Annotated in this window: 21 protein-coding genes; 16 read left to right on the top strand and 5 right to left on the bottom strand. The window is 66.2% G+C overall.

Annotated features, from left to right (window positions below; genetic code table 11):
* Positions 1-85: 85 nt before the first annotated feature.
* The 8 genes from N6C22_RS07260 (at position 86) to N6C22_RS07225 (ending at position 6,120) form a co-directional block, all read left to right on the top strand.
* Positions 86-1,183, top strand: a complete 1,098-nt coding sequence (locus N6C22_RS07260; protein WP_261650431.1) for a glycosyl transferase family 2 — start codon at positions 86-88, stop codon at positions 1,181-1,183.
* Between the two features lie 30 nt (positions 1,184-1,213).
* On the top strand, positions 1,214-1,684 hold the full coding sequence (locus N6C22_RS07255; RefSeq protein WP_261650430.1) for a hypothetical protein: 471 nt from the start codon (positions 1,214-1,216) through the stop codon (positions 1,682-1,684).
* A 68-nt stretch (positions 1,685-1,752) separates the two neighbouring features.
* On the top strand, positions 1,753-2,328 hold the full coding sequence (locus tag N6C22_RS07250) for a CoA pyrophosphatase (RefSeq protein WP_261650429.1): 576 nt from the start codon (positions 1,753-1,755) through the stop codon (positions 2,326-2,328).
* 46 nt (positions 2,329-2,374) lie between these two features.
* Positions 2,375-2,899: a hypothetical protein gene (locus tag N6C22_RS07245; protein ID WP_261650428.1), complete on the top strand. Its 525-nt coding sequence runs from the start codon at positions 2,375-2,377 to the stop codon at positions 2,897-2,899.
* A gap of 48 nt (positions 2,900-2,947) precedes the next feature.
* Positions 2,948-3,121 carry a hypothetical protein gene (locus N6C22_RS07240; RefSeq protein WP_261650427.1) on the top strand — a complete coding sequence of 58 codons (174 nt, stop codon included), beginning with the start codon at positions 2,948-2,950 and terminating at the stop codon, positions 3,119-3,121.
* 167 nt (positions 3,122-3,288) lie between these two features.
* Entirely contained in the window at positions 3,289-4,071 is a 783-nt protein-coding gene (locus N6C22_RS07235; RefSeq protein ID WP_261650426.1) for a luciferase, read from the top strand.
* A gap of 157 nt (positions 4,072-4,228) precedes the next feature.
* Positions 4,229-4,993 (top strand): creatininase family protein, encoded by a 765-nt coding sequence (locus N6C22_RS07230; RefSeq protein ID WP_261650425.1) that lies wholly within the window; start codon positions 4,229-4,231, stop codon positions 4,991-4,993.
* Positions 4,990-6,120, top strand: a complete 1,131-nt coding sequence (locus N6C22_RS07225) for an FAD-binding oxidoreductase (protein WP_261650424.1) — start codon at positions 4,990-4,992, stop codon at positions 6,118-6,120. Before N6C22_RS07230 ends, N6C22_RS07225 begins: the two co-directional genes overlap by 4 nt.
* A 172-nt stretch (positions 6,121-6,292) precedes the next feature.
* Here N6C22_RS07225 and N6C22_RS07220 read toward each other — a convergent pair whose 3' ends face one another.
* Together N6C22_RS07220 and N6C22_RS07215 are read right to left on the bottom strand one after the other, a co-directional pair.
* Positions 6,293-6,742, bottom strand: a complete 450-nt coding sequence (locus N6C22_RS07220; protein WP_261650423.1) for an Hsp20/alpha crystallin family protein — start codon at positions 6,740-6,742, stop codon at positions 6,293-6,295.
* Complete coding sequence (locus tag N6C22_RS07215; protein ID WP_261650422.1) at positions 6,739-6,897, bottom strand: hypothetical protein; 159 nt, start codon at positions 6,895-6,897, stop codon at positions 6,739-6,741. The genes N6C22_RS07220 and N6C22_RS07215 overlap by 4 nt, the downstream gene beginning before the upstream one ends.
* Before the next feature lie 79 nt (positions 6,898-6,976).
* Here N6C22_RS07215 and N6C22_RS07210 point away from each other — a divergent pair, with 79 nt between their 5' ends.
* From N6C22_RS07210 to N6C22_RS07195, 4 genes are all read left to right on the top strand, one after another.
* Positions 6,977-8,773, top strand: a complete 1,797-nt coding sequence (locus N6C22_RS07210) for a thrombospondin type 3 repeat-containing protein (RefSeq protein WP_261650421.1) — start codon at positions 6,977-6,979, stop codon at positions 8,771-8,773.
* Between the two features lie 160 nt (positions 8,774-8,933).
* On the top strand, positions 8,934-9,533 hold the full coding sequence (locus N6C22_RS07205) for a DUF4397 domain-containing protein (RefSeq protein WP_261650420.1): 600 nt from the start codon (positions 8,934-8,936) through the stop codon (positions 9,531-9,533).
* Positions 9,534-9,618: 85 nt separating this feature from the next.
* Positions 9,619-11,340, top strand: a complete 1,722-nt coding sequence (locus N6C22_RS07200) for a radical SAM protein (protein ID WP_261650419.1) — start codon at positions 9,619-9,621, stop codon at positions 11,338-11,340.
* 119 nt (positions 11,341-11,459) lie between these two features.
* Positions 11,460-11,861, top strand: a complete 402-nt coding sequence (locus N6C22_RS07195; protein ID WP_261650418.1) for a TRAM domain-containing protein — start codon at positions 11,460-11,462, stop codon at positions 11,859-11,861.
* 15 nt (positions 11,862-11,876) lie between these two features.
* Here N6C22_RS07195 and N6C22_RS07190 read toward each other — a convergent pair whose 3' ends face one another.
* On the bottom strand, positions 11,877-12,536 hold the full coding sequence (locus N6C22_RS07190; RefSeq protein WP_261650417.1) for a YkgJ family cysteine cluster protein: 660 nt from the start codon (positions 12,534-12,536) through the stop codon (positions 11,877-11,879).
* A gap of 316 nt (positions 12,537-12,852) precedes the next feature.
* Between N6C22_RS07190 and N6C22_RS07185 the strand changes: the two genes are divergently transcribed.
* The gene (locus N6C22_RS07185) at positions 12,853-13,203 is read left to right on the top strand and encodes a hypothetical protein (RefSeq protein WP_261650416.1); all 351 of its coding nucleotides are present in this window, start codon (positions 12,853-12,855) and stop codon (positions 13,201-13,203) included.
* A 62-nt stretch (positions 13,204-13,265) separates the two neighbouring features.
* On the opposite strand, the gene N6C22_RS07180 is transcribed toward N6C22_RS07185, so the two are convergent.
* Positions 13,266-14,051, bottom strand: a complete 786-nt coding sequence (locus N6C22_RS07180; RefSeq protein ID WP_261650415.1) for an MBL fold metallo-hydrolase — start codon at positions 14,049-14,051, stop codon at positions 13,266-13,268.
* Positions 14,052-14,225: 174 nt separating this feature from the next.
* On the bottom strand, positions 14,226-14,507 hold the full coding sequence (locus N6C22_RS07175) for a winged helix-turn-helix domain-containing protein (RefSeq protein ID WP_369684393.1): 282 nt from the start codon (positions 14,505-14,507) through the stop codon (positions 14,226-14,228).
* 136 nt (positions 14,508-14,643) lie between these two features.
* Between N6C22_RS07175 and N6C22_RS07170 the strand changes: the two genes are divergently transcribed.
* From N6C22_RS07170 to N6C22_RS07160, 3 genes are all read left to right on the top strand, one after another.
* Positions 14,644-15,045, top strand: coding sequence for a PPOX class F420-dependent oxidoreductase (locus N6C22_RS07170; protein WP_261650414.1), 402 nt, complete (start codon positions 14,644-14,646; stop codon positions 15,043-15,045).
* Between the two features lie 238 nt (positions 15,046-15,283).
* Entirely contained in the window at positions 15,284-15,997 is a 714-nt protein-coding gene (locus N6C22_RS07165) for a class I SAM-dependent methyltransferase (protein ID WP_261650413.1), read from the top strand.
* A gap of 53 nt (positions 15,998-16,050) precedes the next feature.
* The gene (locus N6C22_RS07160) at positions 16,051-16,962 is read left to right on the top strand and encodes a glycosyltransferase (RefSeq protein WP_261650412.1); all 912 of its coding nucleotides are present in this window, start codon (positions 16,051-16,053) and stop codon (positions 16,960-16,962) included.
* The last annotated feature ends 12 nt before the right edge of the window (positions 16,963-16,974 follow it).

Genomic DNA, 16,974 nt, shown 5'->3' with positions numbered 1-16,974 from the left:
GCCGGCGACTGCCGACCCTGGCAGAGTCGGCAACCCGCGCCCCAAGTCGGGGCCGTTTTTTAACTCCGGTCCTGAATGGCGGGTGATGGAGTACGTCCAGGAGCGGGTCGCGACGCTCCACGACCTGACGAACCCCTGCCCGGACGCCCCCACCGACCGGACCGCCGTCGTGGTTCCCATGACCGAGCGGGAGTACGCGGGACTCGCCGCCGAGCAGGTGCTCTCGACGCTCGCCGAGGTGGACCCCGCCTCGGTCATCGTCCCCCTGCGCGCCCCGGCAGAGCGCGTCCCAGACTTCCACGAGTGGCTCGGCTCGTTCGACCTCGACATCGAGTTGCTGTGGTGCTCGGCCGACTCGGTCTCCGACCTCCTGCACGAACACGGCCTGGAGAACGGGTTCGGGAAGGGTCGCGACGTGTGGCTGGCGCTCGGGCTCGCCGCCGAGCGCGCCGACTACGTCGTCGTCCACGACGCCGACACGAAGAGCTACAGCGAGGCCCACGTCCCGCGCCTGCTCTCCCCGCTCGACCAGGGGTTCGACTTCTCGAAGGGCTACTACGCCCGCGTCGAGAACAATCAGCTGTACGGCCGGCTGTTCCGGCTGTTCTACACGCCCCTGGTCCGCGCACTCGACGACGCCCACGACCACCCGTTCCTCGACTACCTCGACGCCTTCCGGTACGCGCTCGCCGGCGAGTTCGCCATGACGGCCGACCTCGCCCGGCAGGTGCGTGCCCAGCGCGCCTTCGGACTCGAAGTCGGCGTGCTCGCGGACACCTTCGAGTACGCCGGGTTCGAGGGGACTGCACAGGTCGACCTCGGCCGCCACGAGCACGACCATCGGTCCGTCTCGGGGCCGACCGGTCTCTCGGACATGTCGACCCAGGTCGGCCGGGCGCTGTTCAACGCGCTCGCCGACCACGGCATCGAGCCGGACTTCGACACCCTCCCCGCGCGATTCGAGGACGCGGCGGGAACCCTCGTGCGGCAGTACGCCGCCGACGCGAAGTTCAACGGGCTCGAGTTCGACGTAGCCGGCGAGCGCGACCAGGTCGCGACCTACGCCGACGCGGTCGTCGAGCCCACGGTCGACACCCGGCTTCCTGCGTGGGACGACGCGCCCCTCGTCCCCGAGGACGTGGCCGCTGCCGCGACCGACGCGATGGCCCGCGTAGTCGAATGAATCTTTGCGCTTGGTGTCATCTGGACAACCATGCGCGTCAGTGCCGACGAACTCGCCGGTGTCGTTGAGCTGTTCGGGGGACTCACCCGTGACGAACTGTACGAGGCGCTCTCCGAGCTCGCGTACCGCGAGGGGGAGGAACTAGACGGGGTGGACGCCGGGGAGACCCTCGACGAGGCCATCAAGAGCTATCATCTGGTCGAGTACGAGCGCGACGATGGCGAGCCACTGCTGGTCGCCGGACCGCGGGCGTTCCCCGAGCAACCGCCACACAGCGAGGACCTCCCACACATCATGGACGTGGACGAGCGCGACGTCGACCGGGAGGAACTGGGTGCGGGCGTTCGGGCGACCCTGGAGGACGAAGCGACCGCGGCCCTCGCCGGGGGCGACACCGACCGCATGCGCGAACTGGTCGACGTGAGCTACGACCTCGAGGCCTGGGCACCGGTGGACTGCACCACCATCCGGAACCGGCTCGACGCGCGTCTGGACGACTGAGCCAGACGGGACACCGCCCGTTGCGCAGAGAGTGAACGCTTTACATTTCTGGTGCATACGTATGCTTGATGGACCTGCGTCGCGTCGCCGAGTTCACACCCCGTCCCATCGAGGACCAGAAACACGATGCCGGGGTTCTCATCCCCGTCATCGAACGGGACGGCGAGTACCACCTACTGTTCACGAAACGCGCCGACCACCTCGGCAAACACCCCGGGCAGATGAGTTTCCCCGGCGGTGGCAACGAACCCGGGGACGTCGATATCCAGGAGACCGCTCTCCGCGAAGCGTACGAGGAGATCGGGCTCCATCCCGACGAGGTCGACATGGTCGGCCGACTGGACGACATCCGGACGATCACCGAATATGCGGTGACACCGTTCGTCGGGATGGCCCCCGACCGCGCCTACGACCCGAACGAGCGCGAGGTCGCTGAGGTGGCGCTGCTCCCGGTGTCGGCCCTGCTCGACGACGAGAACTACGAGTACGAGCACCGCGACCACCCCTACTACGGCGAGATAGTCATCCACTACTTCCACGTCAACGGCTACACCGTCTGGGGCGCGACGGGGCGCATCCTCGTGCAACTGCTCGAACTGACGACGGACTGGCGCGCGCCGATGCGGCTCGACCGGCGCATCTGACGACGCCGACACAAACGCTTTCTCTCACCCACCAGAATCCGCACTCGTGAACCGCAGAGCCGTGTTGGCCGAACTCGGGTCGGCCGCCCTCCTCGCGAGTCCCCTGGTCGCCTACGGCGTGAGACAGCCCGACCCCGAACCTGAACACTGCCCTTCCTTCCAGTCGGACCCCAGCGCCACGGTCTGCCAGGGCGACGATGCCCCGGTGACGATTCGAGTCGAGAAATCGGTCGGTCCCGAGACCAGGGTCGATTCGGTCCGGTTCGTCGTGCGGAACGGGACCTCGGAACCGTGGCTCGTCGGGCCCAACTCGTGGGACCTCCACGAGTGGACCGCCGTCGGCTGGCGACACGTCGCTCCCGACAACGTCTGGCCGACGGCGGTCAGGCTCCAGCCGTCGGCCCGGTACAGCTGGGTCATCGGGCCGAACGGAAGCGGAGCCGCGGGAGAGACGGTCATCGACGAGGTCGAACTCGAACGCGGACAGTGGGCGTTCTCGACCGTGGCCCAGCCCGAGGCGGCGGACGCCGAAGGAGGGTTCGAACTGGTCGCGACGTATCGCGTGCCCTGACAGCCGGAAACAGGTTCTTGGCGGTGGCGACCGTCAGTTGCGACCAGTATGTCCACACCCTGCATCTACTGTGAGAGCGACGTCGAGCGACACGACCCGGTGTACGTCCGCGAGGGAGGCGCAGACGACGAGAAACCGTTCTGCAACTACGCCTGCCTCGCGGCGTACATCGACGACGAGGAGCTCACCTTCGGGACCTCGTGTGAGTGGTCACCGGAGTAGCTGAGTTACCTCGAACTCGTCAGCTTCCCCCGGCGATACTTCGTGTGCTCCGACACGCTTATCCCAGAAGCTGGCCTGTCCTACAGTACATGGTCGCCCAGACGATGGATCGAGTTCCACTCGACCGATAGCCTATCATTCTGTTTCACTAGCGGAGGTATCGCAAAATGCTAACCAGAGGCGTCACTCTCCCCCGGACTGGCCTCGACGGCGTCGCGCTCAAGCCCAAGGAGGTCGACATCTCCCAGGCAGTCGGCCTCGACGTCGACATGCTCGCGGTGGACTACGAGGGCCGCGAGCATCTGCCCGACGCGTCGGTCCTGCGTGACCTCGCCCAGCACTCGCGAGTCATGGTCACCACGCCGGTCCGCGCCGACGGGTTCGACCCCCTCGGCGACAACTCGCTGGCCCAGACGCTGCCCGAGGAAATCCGGCGCATCCTGGTCGCCGGCCACCCCGCCTACCTCACCGACGACGAGAAGGGCCGGGCGATTGCACCGCGACTCGGCGCGGCCCGCAAGGTCGATGCCGAGGCGTGGGTCGGCACCGAGGGCATCGAGCGCATCGCGATGGCCGCCGGTGGCACGCAGTTCGAACTGCTCTCGCGCTCGACCGCGCGGGACCTGCGGGCTCTCCGAGATGCCGGCTTCGACGGCGAGGTCGCCATCTACGCGCCCACTGTCCTCACCGACGAGGAGGACGCGGTGCTGGACGCCGTGGGCGGGTACATCTCCCGCCGCGGTGCGGTGGCGCGGGCACTGCCCGACGGCTGCGCGACGGATTCGACTGCGACCGGCCGGGCGCGTGAGGTGCTCCTCACGGCGAGCACCGACTTCGCGCTGGTCGGCGATACCGAGACGGTCCGCGAGCGCGTTGCGGAGCTGAAGGAACTGGGAGCCGACTACGTGGTCGGCTACCCGGCGCGCGGGCTGGACGAGTTCCTGAACTGAGGGCCGATTTCGGCCCTCGTGGTTTCGGTTCTATTCGACCTGGAGCCGTAGCTGGCGCATCGTGGTGCAGCCACACCCGCTTCGAGGACGCACCCGGTTCCGACCGAGAACCCGTCCACGGCAGAAGGTTTACCTCACCCCCACAAGCACCTCCGGTATGCACCTCGCGCGACACACGACGACGACCCTCGGCGACTCCCTCGATTCCGCCGAGGTCGCGCTGCTGCCGACAGGCAGCGTCGAACAGCACGGGCCAGCCCTCCCACTCGGCACCGACTTCATGGCGGCCGAGGCAGTCGCCGACGCGGTGGCCGACCGCGACGACGTGGTCTGCCTCCCCACCCTGCCGGTCGGGGTCAGCGAGCACCACCGGCAGTTCGACGGGACGCTGTGGACCGACCCCGAGACGTTCGAGGACTACGTCTCCGACGTGCTTTCGAGCATGGCCAGCCACGGCGTCCGCAAGGCCGTCATCGTGAACGGCCACGGCGGGAACACCGACGCCATCACCCGGGCAGCCCGGCGACTGCGCCGGAATGAAACTGCCTTCGCCGCGCCCTGGAACTGGTGGTCGAACCTCGAAGGACTGGACGCCGAACTGTTTGGGCAGGCCGGCATCGGCCACGCCGACGAGGTCGAGACGAGCATGGTCATGCACATCCAGGGAGACCTCGTCCGCGAGGAGAATCTGGAGGAGGCCGAGGACGGCGCGGCCGACTCGTGGGGGAAGTCGGTCCACGGCGCGAACGTCGGCTTCGACACCGCCGACTTCTCCGAGTCCGGCGCGGTCGGGCACCCGACCAGCGGCTCGCCAGGCGCGGGCAAGCAACTGTTCGAGAAGGCGACCGACGAACTGGACGCACTGGTCGACTGGCTTTCTGAGACCCAGTTCGAGGCGCTCCTCCCGGAGGGCCACCGATGACGGGGAGCGAATCCGAAATTCCAGAAACCGTCGCCGTCGTCGGCGGCGGTGCGGTCGGGACTACCGCGGCCTACGACCTCGCCCGCGACGGGGCCGAGGTGACCCTGTTCGAGGCCGGCGACATCGCCAGCGGGAGCACCGGCCGTGCCTCGGGCATCTGCTACGACGCCTTTGCCGAGGACGTGGACGCCGCGGTCGCCCAGCGCGCCCTGGAGCGCTTCCGGGCGTTCGACGGCCAGGGCGACTTCGAACTCTCACCGTGGCCCTACGTCTGGCTGGCACGCGAGGGCGACGAGAAGCGCGCCGAGGCCATCCGCGAGCAGGTACCGCGGATGCAGAAACACGGACGAAACGTCGAGCTGGCCGACCTCGAAACCCTCGACTCGGAGTTCCCTGACCTCAACCTCGACGACGTGGCGGTCGCCGCGGTCGCCCACGACGCGGCCCACGTCATCCCGCCGACCTACCCGCCGCTACTGGCTGAGAAAGCAGCCGAAGCGGGCGCGACGGTCCGGACCAACACCACGGTGGAACTCAGCACCGACCCGACCGGTGTCGTGGTCGACGGCGAGGTACAGGAATTCGACGCGGTCCTCGTCGCGGCCGGCGCGCACTCGAAGCAGTTGCTCGCCCGAGTTGACATTCCCATCGCGATGAAACCCTACCGCGTGCAGGCGCTCACCGCCAGCGACGAACTCGAGATTCCCATCTGCTACGACGCAACCGGCGGATTCTACCTGCGGCCCCACCCTGACGGGCTGCTCGCGGGGGACGGGACCGAGGAGGTCGAATCAGACCCGGACGACTGGAACCGGGACGCCGACGACTGGTTCGTCTCGGACGTTTCGGCGGGCGTGGAACACCGCGCTGGCTGTTCGCCCGACGTCGAGCGCGCCTGGGCCGGGTTGTGTACGGCGACCCCCGACCACGACCCGCTGCTTGGTGAATTACGAGACGGCCTCTACGTCGCGACCGGTTTCCAGGGCCACGGGTTCATGCGGTCACCGGCGCTGGGTGAGGCTATTGCTGCACAGATTCGCGGTGGCGAGGGTATCGAGCCGTTCGACCCGACGCGGTTCGACGGGGACGAGGAGTTCGAGATTGTGGAAGGGATGGATGTGGAGTAGCGAGGTTCCGACCGCAGGGAGGAACCTCGAAGGCGAGCGGCGAAGCCGCGAGCAGTAGCACGAATGCGGCCGCAGGTAGGAGCCGCGAGCCATGGCGCGACCGCGGCCGCAGGGAGGAACCGCGAGAGCGAGGTTCGGAACGAGCGAAGCGAGTGAGAACCTCGAAGGAGAGTTACTCTTCCGTCTCCTCGTCGTCGTCGGGTTCGGCGATGGTGACGGTGTCGACGGATTCGTCGTCCGTCTCGCCTTCTTCTTTCGGAATCTCGATCTCCAGCGTGCCGTTCTTCCGGAGCGTCGCCTTCGCGTCCTCGGCGTTGACGAGCGCGTCGTCGGGCAGTTCCGCGTGGCCGTCGAGCGACATGCCGCGGCCGGGGACGCGCATCTCGTAGTCCTCGTAGAACTGGCGGAAGCGGTCGATTCGGACCTCGACCGCACCGTCGATGTAGCGGACCTGCACGTCGGACTGCGTGGCCCCGGGGGCGTCGAACACGACGAGGTAGGCGTCGTCGGATTCGAGCACGTCGACGGGAATCGGGCGGTTCTCCTGCATCTGGCTGGCCGCGCGGCCGACCTGCTTCAGGACCGAGTTGCTCACCGACTTGCCGATGTCTCGGAGCGTCATAGTTCGATTTCCTCGAGGCAGTCGTCGCCCTGACAGTACGGACAGACGAAGTCCGCGACCGTCGTGTCGTCGGGCATGTCGTACGTGTAGTGCAGTTCGAACATGTCCAGCTCGCAGTCACCGTCGGTACACTTGACTTCCATCGTCGCGGGCATACTCGATGGTTCGGTCGTCAGGGGAAAACAGTTTTCGGAGGGCGGAACGCTTTTCTTCGACTTGCCGAACATGTTGTTGATGGGTACCAATTGGTCTGCCACCGTCGTCGCGGTGGCGCTCCTCCTCGCAGCGGTCGCCGGCCCGACGACCGTGCCGGCGGCAGCCGACACATCGCCAGCGCTGACCGAAACCACCGCCGGGAACGACGCGGTCGAGCGAACCCTCGTGGTTCACCTGACACCGGACGACCCCGGACACGTCGAGTTGGTCGCCAACTTCGACGTCGCCAAGAACGTCACCGGGCTGGACGTCGCGCTCCCGCAGGGGGCGACCGTGATCGAGCGCGCCGGGTTCGAGACCCGCGGGGGGCAGTGGACCTACACCTGGGACGGCGAGACGCAGACCCCGAGCATCCGCATCAGACTCGAGGCCAACCAGCAGCTGTTCGGGAGCTATAACTTCTACGACGCGGGCGACTGGGCACTGGTGCCGACCCGGTTCCCCGCCCGCTTCTTCACCGACGGTGCGGAGACGTACCACTCCTGGGAGGACGACACCCTCCCGACGACCTACGAGGCGGCAGGTGAGGGTCTCGTCGGCGACCGCATGGCGTTCCTCGGTCCCCACAGGGCACTCGATTACGAGTCACAGGGCCGGAAGATGACGCTCGTCGTCCCCGACACGACCGAGGTCGACACCTCGGCCGTGTTCGGCACCCTGACGTACGCGATGGACAACCTCGACGTCCACCACGGGAACGACGACATCCGCGTGTTCGTCGCCCCGGACCCGATCCGCCGCGGCGGTCTCCAGGCCGGTAACACCGACATGTGGGTTCACCACTCCGGCGACGTGAACGACCCCGACAACGTCTGGGTCCACGAGTACATCCACACGCGCCAGCGCTTCACCACGACCCACAAGATGGACTGGTTCTTCGAGGGGAGCGCGGACTACATGACCGCGCTGCTGACCTACCAGGAGAACCGGATCACGTTCGACGAGTTCTACCAGCACGTCTCGACCGACCGCGACGCCGCGTCGCAGTTGAGTTCGGAGGACCGGTGGACCTCCGAGTACGCCGAGTACACGAAGGGCCGGCGCGTCCTCGCGGCACTCGACGCCGAGATTCGACAGGCAACCGATGGCAAGAACACGGTCGAGGACGTGTTCTACCTGCTGAACGTCCGCGGTGAGGAGGTCACCGTCGCGAACTTCCAGGAGGCGGTGGTCGACGTGAGCGGTGACGAGTCCCTTCGCGACTGGGTCGAGCGATACGTGACGACCGACGCCGTCCCGGAGGTCCCGGAGAACGAGTCGCTGTTCGCCGAGCCCGAGGGCCCGCTCGACTCCGACGACGACGGCATCACCGACGCCGAGGAGAACCGCCTCGGGCTGAACCGGCTGAACCCGGACACCGACGGCGACGGCATCGACGACCAGACCGAACGCGACATCGGAACGGACCCGACGAAGAAGGACACCGACGGTGACGGTCTCGACGACGGTACCGAACGCGAGTTCGCCGGCACGGACCCGACCAAAGCGGACACCGACGGTGACGGCCTCGACGACGGTACCGAGCGCTACGATACGAACACCGACCCGACCAAAGCGGACACCGACGGTGACGGGGTCCCGGACGGCGAGGACGCTGCACCGACCGACGCGTCGATCCAGACCGCGACGGCGACGAGCACGCCCGAACCGACCGAGTCTGCCACGGACGCCCCGACCACGACGCCGGAGGCGACCGAGACGGCGACCCCGACAGCGGATGGCTCCGAGAGCGCGATTCCGGGCTTCGGCATCGGGACAGCACTGGCCGCGCTGGCCGTGGTTGGCGCGACGACGATGCTGGGGCGGCGCGACTGAGGAGCCTGGCTGTGGTGCTGGCCCGGTGCGACCGGACCGCCCCGGAGAATGACAACTTTCTGTTGTTCTCGACGTTACCGCCGGGTGACCTGACGACAGGGGTGACAACGACCTGAATACGGCATGGCCCCACTAGTGAACTGCCCACGGAGGGAGTACAATGGCAACAAACACACAGGTACGTATCGGGCACTGCTCGCCGGACGCCCCCGCAGTCGACGTCTTCGTCGACGGCGAGAAGGTCGCCTCCGACGTCTCGTTCAAGGACGTCAGCGACTACATTGAGGTCACAGCGGGGAGTCACGACGTGAAGATCTGTCCCGCCGGGAAGCCGGACCAGCCGGTCATCGAGAAGTCGTTCGAACTGGAAGCAGACCACGAGTTCACCGTCCTCGCCATCGGTGACCTCGCGGACATCGATACCCTCGTCCTGAACGACAAGAACGAGGAGAAACAGAACGCGGGCCGGGTCCGCTTCGTCCACACTGCCCCGGACGCCGGCAACGTCGACGTCGCGTTCGACGGGGCGAGGCTGTTCGCGGACATGCCGTTCGGGAAGGCCGGTGCGTACGCGAGCGTCGACGCTGGCAGCTACGAGCTGCAGGTCATGCCCGCAGGTGAAGACGAGCCAGTCCTCACGGTGCCGAGCGTCACCGTCGAGGCCGGCAAGACCTACACCGCGTTCGCAGTCGGGAAACTGAGCGACGACTCGCTCGATGCCATCATCACGCTGGACCACCAGCCGATGGTCGCGCCCTGACCGGCGACGCACAGCGACTCGGTTTTTTCGAACCCACCACGACGGTTCCGCACTCGTTTTACCGCTTCGGCGTCCACCATGGCATATGACCGACCCCGCGACTCTCGACGTCACCATCGTCGACGGCTACGTCGACGAGCCGGCGCACTTCGGGGTGCCGCCGTACATCTCGACCTACCCCCGGTACACCGCCGGGGCGCTGGTCGACGCGGGGGTGCCGGCCGAGAACGTCACGTACCTCACCATCGACGAACTGCGCGAGGACCGCATGCTGTGGGCCGAGGTCGAACAGGCCGACCTCATGTGCTACCTCGGCGGGATGACCGTCCCCGGGAAGTACGTCGGCGGCACGCCCGCGGAACCGGACGAGGTGAAAGAGCTCGCGTGGACCGCCCAGGGGACGACCCTGATGGGCGGGCCCGTGAAGTTCGGCGTCGGCGACGAGAACGCCGGTGCGACCGAGACCGAGCGCGACGACCTCGACTACGACTTCGTGGCGAAAGGCGACGTGGAGGCCGCCGCCTACGACCTCGTGGAGTCCGGACTGGAGGGCTTCAACAACCGGATGCGGGACAATCAGGAGATCGACCGCTGGGCGTCTGCGGGTGCCTTCGTCATCGAACAGCATCCCAACCATCCCGAGTACCTCATCTGTGAGATGGAAACGTCCCGGGGGTGCCCGTACCGGTGCTCGTTCTGTACCGAGCCACTGTACGGGAACCCCTCCTTCCGCCAGCCCGAGTCCGTCGTCGGCGAGGTCGAGGAACTGTACGACCGTGGTGCCCGGCACTTCCGCCTCGGGAGGCAGGCCGACATCCTCGCCTACGGCGGGAACGGCGAGAAGCCGAACCCGGACGCCCTGCGCGACCTCTACGGCGGCATCCGGGAGGTCGCGCCCGACCTGGGCACGCTCCACCTCGACAACATGAACCCCATCACGGTGGTCGAGTGGCCCGAGCTGTCGAGAGAGGGCATCCGCATCATCGCGAAGCACAACACGCCGGGCGACACCGCGGCCTTCGGCCTCGAATCCGCCGACCCGCAGGTCCAGGAGGCGAACAACCTGAACGTCACCGCCGAGGAGGCGTTCCAGGCCGTCAAGATAGTCAACGAGGAGGGCGGCTGGCGACCGGGTGACGAGCCCGGTTCCGGCCCCTCGACCGGGCCCGACGCCCCGCGCCGCCTGCCCAAACTCCTCCCGGGAATCAACCTGCTACACGGGCTCAAGGAAGAACGCGAGGAGACGTTCCAGCACAACCTCGACTTCCTCCACCGGGTGTACGACGAGGGACTGATGCTCCGACGGGTGAACATCCGGCAGGTGATGACGTTCGCCGGGACCGACATGAACAGCGAGGGTGCCCACATCGCCCACGACCACAAGCAGCTGTTCAAGCGGTACAAGAAGCAGGTGCGCGAGGAGATAGACAACCCGCTCCTGAAACGGCTCGCACCACCGGGGACCATCCTCGAGGACGTCCACCTCGAGTACCACGAGGACGGCACGACGTTCGGCCGCCAGCTCGGGACCTATCCCCTACTCGTCGGCCTCCCGGGCGAGTACGACCTCGGCCAGACGGTCGACGTGTCCCTGGTCGGACACGGCTATCGCTCCGTCACCGGGGTCCCGTACCCCCTCGACCTCAACAGCGCGTCGATGAAGGAACTGACCGCGATTCCGGGCATCGGCAAGGGCACCGCCGGCGACATCATCGTCGACCGCCCCTACGCCGACCCGGCCGAGGTCACGGCCGACGTGGACCTCTCGAAGTACACGACGGCACAGCGTCAGTCCGGGGCGGACTGACATCGCCACCCCGGTCCGTCGGCTGCACCCGGTCCGGGACAGAGTGTCCTTTTCATCTCATGCATCAGCGGAAATTTGAAGAGAGCGGCCCCTGTCTACTCGGGTGGAGGCTACTCACTGTGGAAATATCTGATAAACTACTGTGTCTGTTCAGTGCCGAGATAGAGGGGGACGAGGGTTCGTTCACCGTCGAGGTACCGCGTCAGGAGATCGAGAACGGGTCCGTCGAACCGGGTTCGACGTATCGCGTGGCACTCATCGCCCGCGAGGAGACCGAGACGACCGAGCCGACCGAAAGCACGGGCACCGCACCGTCGGAGCCCCAGCCCCCGGTGGAAGCCGGCGAAACACGCTACGTCGAGATCGAGGACATCGGCAAGCAAGGCGACGGCATCGCGCGCGTCGAGCGCGGCTACGTCATCATCGTCCCCGGTGCCGAGGTTGGCGAGCGCGTCAAGGTCGAGATCACCGAGGTGAAGTCGAACTTCGCCGTCGGCGAGATCATCGAAGAGACGTTTTGAATCGGTCTCGTCTTCTCACTCGGTTCTCGTTCCGTCCGGCCGTTTAGCGCCTTCTGAGTCGTGGACGACCACCGGCTCGCTCGCCGCCGCGTCCGGGTCGTAGTTGTCCCGCACACCGATTGCTTCTTCGAGTTCTCGCACTGCCCGCTCCTTGAGCGCCGCGGCCAGTTCTTCAGCATCGTCGCGGGTGATGTCCCGGCCCAGGCCCTCGCACTCGTGGGCGCGAACGATGCCGGACTCGTCTACTGCCTCGCCCATCGGCTGGCTCGTCCCCGAAAGTGCGACGCTGAAGGGGTAGGTCTGGCAGATGAGCGGGCGAGAGCCGTGGACCGAACACGCACCGACGCCGTCGTCGTCTTCGGTGTAGAAGGTGCAGTCGCCACAGGAGTCGGTCTGGAGCGCCCACTCGAACGTCTCGCCTTCCACGTTCCCATCGGAGTTCTCGGTCAGGCCGTAGGGCATCGGCCGGGCCACGTCACGCCAGTCGTACTCCGTCGTCTCCTGCACCTCGCGAACCTCGTCGGGGAAGACGGTCGCGGTGTGTGGGTCCTCGGCTTCCGACGTGCAGCAGGCCCCACAGCGTGTGCACTCGAAGCCGATGTCCTCGATGGCGTCGGCGAGGCTGGCGACGTCGAGGTCCCTGGCACGCTTGAGTTCCGCTTCGAGTGACTCCATGCGTGACTGGTGGTGAGGGACCAGCGGGAAAAAGCGGTTCGTTCGATGGGCGTGACCTGTTCGTTGTGCGGACCCTGCTCGTCCTATTCTGGTGTGTACCGGCCGAGACTAGCACCGTGCAGAACCCACTGGTGGTCTCGGATGGGGATATAGAGACACCCGATGGTTCTAAGCAGGAACGATGAAAATCGTTCGAGAGAGACATGTATCAGACGTGCCAACTCGGTAAAGCTCTGGAAACCAGCGCTAATCGGCTATCGGTACCACGCATCTCATGTTACGAAACGTATTGCTCGTGCTGATTGTGAGCTGTTCCGTGATTGGAGCGGGCTGTCTCGGGACTGTGCAGCAGGGAACTGAACCGCAATCTACCGCAACGACGTCCACGACAGACGAACTGCTGCTCATCGAGGACTATTATCCGGAGGAGTTCTCTGTCAGCATCCGGGGCGTCGAGACCGATGACGTGCTGTTCACCAGGTCGTTCAACGATTCGGGTCACGGCACGGTTGACCTCAGCTCACGTGTGCCCGCTGATCAACGGATAATCGTCACTATCGAGTCGAACGGTGAAACGCTCTGGAGTGAACGTGTAGAACTGTATGAGGGATATGTGGTCAAAATCAAAGAAGATGGGACGGTCGAGACAGACCTGGTCGAAGCATAGCTGGTTGCCACGGGAGGACCCACCGCCTCATCCCATGGACGATTCGGCACGGCTGTTACACTTCACACAGGGGCCGCTCGCGAACCGTCCCACTCGAGACGGCCAGCGCGCGCCAGTTTCTCCAGGTGGCACTCGACCGTCGCGGCCGCGAGGTCGCGCACACCGGAGAGGTCCTTGTCGTACGCCGATTCGAGTATCTCCTCGATGGTCGTGGCCCCACCGACGACCGCGCCGAGGACCTTCTTCTCGCGGCGGTTCCGGTGCCGGATGAGTCGCTCGCACTGACCGCTGGGGTCGGTCAGGACCGGGCCGTGACCCGGGAAGAGTTGGGCGGGGGCCATCGCCCAGAGCCGACGCAGGCTCGTCAGGTAGGCGCGCAGGTCGGCGTCGTCGCCGCCAACGACGACACTGCCCTGCGCGATAGCGAGGTCGCCACAGAGGATGGAATCCCCGGCGACGAACGAGACGTGGTCGCGGGCGTGCCCGGGCGTCTCCAGCACGCGAACGTCCACGTCCGGGATGACGGTCCCTTCACGGAAGGTCCGGTCGGGTTCGACGCCGGTCGCGGCCTCGAACCGGTCGGTGTGTCCCTGCCGGGCCCAGACGGTCGCGTCGGTCTCCCTGGCGTAGTGCGCGACCGCGCCGACGTGGTCGGAGTGCGTATGGGTAAGGGCGATGTGGCGCACGTCGTGGGTCGAGACGACCTCGTCGAGGCGTTCGTTGACGGTCGCAGGGTCGACGAGCAGGGCCGTTCGCTCGCCGACGACGTAGGCGTTGGTCCGGGCGGTGGGCGCACGGGTCTCCGTGGGGACGGCGATGCGCGTGACGGCAGGCACGACGTCGGTCATGCGATGACAAAGGCGGGTGACAGGTAAAACGACAGGGGGCAGACGCTATCCGTCGCCGTCCAGCCGGTCGGCGTCGACGGTGCTGGGTCGACCGAAGCACCCGCTCTGAGAAGTGGGGGACGGAATCGAGGGACGGTCGGAGGGGGTCGTGGCTGTCGCCCCCGCCGGTCGCCGCTAGACGTTCAGGAAGTAGACCTGTTTGCGTGCGTCCTGGAAGCTGTAGCGCGAGCTTACGAGCCCGGCCTCTTCCAGGCGGTTGAGTGCGTAGCGGACCGTGCGGTCGGGGAGGAGCGACTCCTCGGCCAGCTGCCCCTGCGAGAGGGGCGAGTCGGACTCCAGGACCTTTGCGACGAGCTTCGCGCTCGGGGGAAGCTCACGGAGGCGTTCACGGTATTCGGCGTCGGAGAGGGTCTCCTCTGCGTTCTCGGCACGGTCGTCTGCGGTACTCATGCTCATACCAGTTGCACTTGGGAGGTCGGTGTTAAGGGTTGGCTATATGGTGGTTGGTATAGTAAAGATAATATTAAGTGATTATATGCCACGGTAGGGTGCGACACGGTCCCTTTTGGTTCCAGGGCCCGAATCACCCGACATGGAACCGGTTCCCGAACAGTATCACGACCTGTTCGAGAAGGCGACGTTCGCACACTTCGCGACGGTGATGCCCGATGGCACCCCACAGGTGACACCCGTCTGGGTCGACTACGACACCGAGTCGGACCACCTGCTCGTCAACACTGCACAGGGCCGCCTGAAGGAGCGCAACGTGCGCGAGAACCCGAAGGTCGGCATCGAGATGACCGACCCCGACGACCCGTACCGATTCCTCTCGGTCCGGGGTGAGGTCGTCGAGGTCACCGAGGAGGGCGCGATCGAGCACATCGACCGGTTGACCCAGCGCTACATGGGACAGGATACGTACCCGAACCACGGCGAGGAGGGCGGCCCCCGTGTCATCATTCGGATTCGACCGGATCGGGTGACCGGTAACTAGGGTCGCGGTACTGCCCCATCAGACAGTTACACTCGGGGCAATGGACCAGTGTGAGGCCCAGTCGGTCGTGTCTGACCAGGTCCTCCGTCTCGATTTCGGTCGCGCAGTTCTTGCAGGTCGGCATATCGTGTTCTATGTTACCATACTACAACAAGCTTCCCGAACTGGCTCGGAACCGACCGACACCGAGACGAGTCCAATACCGTTTTATCCCACCGGGTGAGTAGCATCGGACAGTGTGAAGGGGCAGGAATGGTACCAGACCGACGAGGTGGCCGAGGAGTACGAAGAGAAGCGGTTCTCTCGAGGCGGTCGCCTCATCGATCGACGCGAGAAAGAGGCCGTGTTGAGCGCCATCGGCCCGGTCGAGGACAAGAACATCCTCGAGATAGCCTGCGGGACGGGCCGGTTCACCGTCATGCTCGCCGAGCGCGGGGCAGATATCATCGGGCTCGACATCTCCGCGGCGATGCTTCAGCAGGGCCGCCGGAAGGCGCGCGCGGCCGGAGTCGACGACCACCTGGAGTTCATGCGCGGCGACGCCGCCCGCCTGCCCTTCCCGGACGACCACTTCGACGTGGTGATGGCGATGCGGTTCTTCCATCTGGCCGATACCCCTGCCTCCTTCCTCTCCGAGATGTGTCGCGTCTCGAAAGAGCAGGTGTTCTTCGACACGTTCAACCGCTTCTCCACGCGGAGCATCTACAACTGGGCGCTCCCGATGGGCTCGCGGCTCTACTCCCGGACCGAGGTCGAATCCCTGCTCTCGAAGGCCGGGCTCCACCTCGCCGATGAGTCCCACGACTTCGTGCTTCCCTACGGGTTCTACCGGCAGATTCCCGGCGACCTGGCGAGCGCCTTCCGCGGCATCGACAAGGAGATACTCGACGCACCGGGGCTGGAACGCCTCGCCTCGGTTTCCTACTGGAACGCCCACGTCGAAGGAAAGTAGTGGAACTGAATTGACACACTGGTTTTTAAGTATCGGAACCGCAAGCAAAGATTATGCAACTCTCGGTGGTCGTACCGACGCTGAACGGCCGAGAGGAACTCCACGCCTCACTGGACGCGCTCGCGGCGCACGTCCCCGACGCCGAGGTCGTGGTGGTCAACGGGCCGTCGGCGGACGGGACGACCGGGATGGTTCGCGAGCGCAGCGACGTGGACGTGCTCGTCGAGATCAGTGAACGGAACATCAACGTCGCCCGCAACGCCGGTATCGAGGTCGCTACCGGCGACGTCATCGCCCTCGTCAGCTACGACCTCGTCGTCGAACCGACCTGGTACGACGGACTGACACAGGCCATCGACGACGGGGCGAGCGTCGTGACAGGACCGACACATCGAACCGTCAGGGCGGGGATGACGACCGAGGAGAAGGAGGCTGTTTCTATCGCGGGCCACGATGTGACGTACTTCAACGGCGACAACGTCGCGTTCTCGCGCGACGCGCTGTCGGACATGGACGGATTCGACGAGTACCTCCAGACCGGTGGTGCCCGTGACGGTGCCCACCGGCTCGCCCAGCTCCGACACGAGGTGGCGTGGCAGTCCGAGATGTGCGTCCGTGGCGAATTCGAGACCGACGGCGGCCACACGGTCCGCGACTGGGAGTGGAAGTACCGGTCGCTCGTGTACCGCATGGTGAAGAACTACGGCGTGCGCCCGACCGTGGCGGGTCGCGCCCTCCGGGATGCTGTCTTCGACGGCGCACGCTCCCTGAAGGGCGTCGTGACCGGCCACGAACGGCCCTCGTCCTGGCTCGGTGGCGGGCGCTCCGTGGCGAAGGGGATGGTCCTCGGCGCGAAGGACGGTCTGGCGGCCCGGAAGGCGGACCGGACGCTCCGCCGCAACCCGAACGGTATCTCGACCCGTCAGGACCGGGCAGTGTGTCGCTACGAACTCGCAGAGAAGTAGGTCGGTCGCGTG

Origin of the sequence: Haloarchaeobius sp. HME9146 (genome assembly GCF_025399835.1) — an archaeon.
In the GTDB taxonomy this organism is placed as follows: Archaea; Halobacteriota; Halobacteria; order Halobacteriales; family Natrialbaceae; genus Haloarchaeobius.
This window is presented reverse-complemented; position numbering and strand designations above follow the sequence as displayed.

Excerpts from the sequence above, each read along its gene's own strand:
- N6C22_RS07260 (WP_261650431.1), top strand. The coding sequence starts at position 86 with ATGGAGTACGTCCAGGAGCGGGTCGCGACGCTCCACGACCTGACGAAC.
- N6C22_RS07255 (WP_261650430.1), top strand. The coding sequence starts at position 1,214 with ATGCGCGTCAGTGCCGACGAACTCGCCGGTGTCGTTGAGCTGTTCGGG.
- N6C22_RS07250 (WP_261650429.1), top strand. The coding sequence starts at position 1,753 with ATGGACCTGCGTCGCGTCGCCGAGTTCACACCCCGTCCCATCGAGGAC.
- N6C22_RS07240 (WP_261650427.1), top strand. The coding sequence starts at position 2,948 with ATGTCCACACCCTGCATCTACTGTGAGAGCGACGTCGAGCGACACGAC.
- N6C22_RS07235 (WP_261650426.1), top strand. The coding sequence starts at position 3,289 with ATGCTAACCAGAGGCGTCACTCTCCCCCGGACTGGCCTCGACGGCGTC.
- N6C22_RS07230 (WP_261650425.1), top strand. The coding sequence starts at position 4,229 with ATGCACCTCGCGCGACACACGACGACGACCCTCGGCGACTCCCTCGAT.
- N6C22_RS07225 (WP_261650424.1), top strand. The coding sequence starts at position 4,990 with ATGACGGGGAGCGAATCCGAAATTCCAGAAACCGTCGCCGTCGTCGGC.
- N6C22_RS07220 (WP_261650423.1), bottom strand. The coding sequence starts at position 6,742 with ATGACGCTCCGAGACATCGGCAAGTCGGTGAGCAACTCGGTCCTGAAG.
- N6C22_RS07215 (WP_261650422.1), bottom strand. The coding sequence starts at position 6,897 with ATGCCCGCGACGATGGAAGTCAAGTGTACCGACGGTGACTGCGAGCTG.
- N6C22_RS07210 (WP_261650421.1), top strand. The coding sequence starts at position 6,977 with ATGGGTACCAATTGGTCTGCCACCGTCGTCGCGGTGGCGCTCCTCCTC.
- N6C22_RS07205 (WP_261650420.1), top strand. The coding sequence starts at position 8,934 with ATGGCAACAAACACACAGGTACGTATCGGGCACTGCTCGCCGGACGCC.
- N6C22_RS07200 (WP_261650419.1), top strand. The coding sequence starts at position 9,619 with ATGACCGACCCCGCGACTCTCGACGTCACCATCGTCGACGGCTACGTC.
- N6C22_RS07190 (WP_261650417.1), bottom strand. The coding sequence starts at position 12,536 with ATGGAGTCACTCGAAGCGGAACTCAAGCGTGCCAGGGACCTCGACGTC.
- N6C22_RS07180 (WP_261650415.1), bottom strand. The coding sequence starts at position 14,051 with ATGACCGACGTCGTGCCTGCCGTCACGCGCATCGCCGTCCCCACGGAG.
- N6C22_RS07175 (WP_369684393.1), bottom strand. The coding sequence starts at position 14,507 with ATGAGCATGAGTACCGCAGACGACCGTGCCGAGAACGCAGAGGAGACC.
- N6C22_RS07170 (WP_261650414.1), top strand. The coding sequence starts at position 14,644 with ATGGAACCGGTTCCCGAACAGTATCACGACCTGTTCGAGAAGGCGACG.
- N6C22_RS07160 (WP_261650412.1), top strand. The coding sequence starts at position 16,051 with ATGCAACTCTCGGTGGTCGTACCGACGCTGAACGGCCGAGAGGAACTC.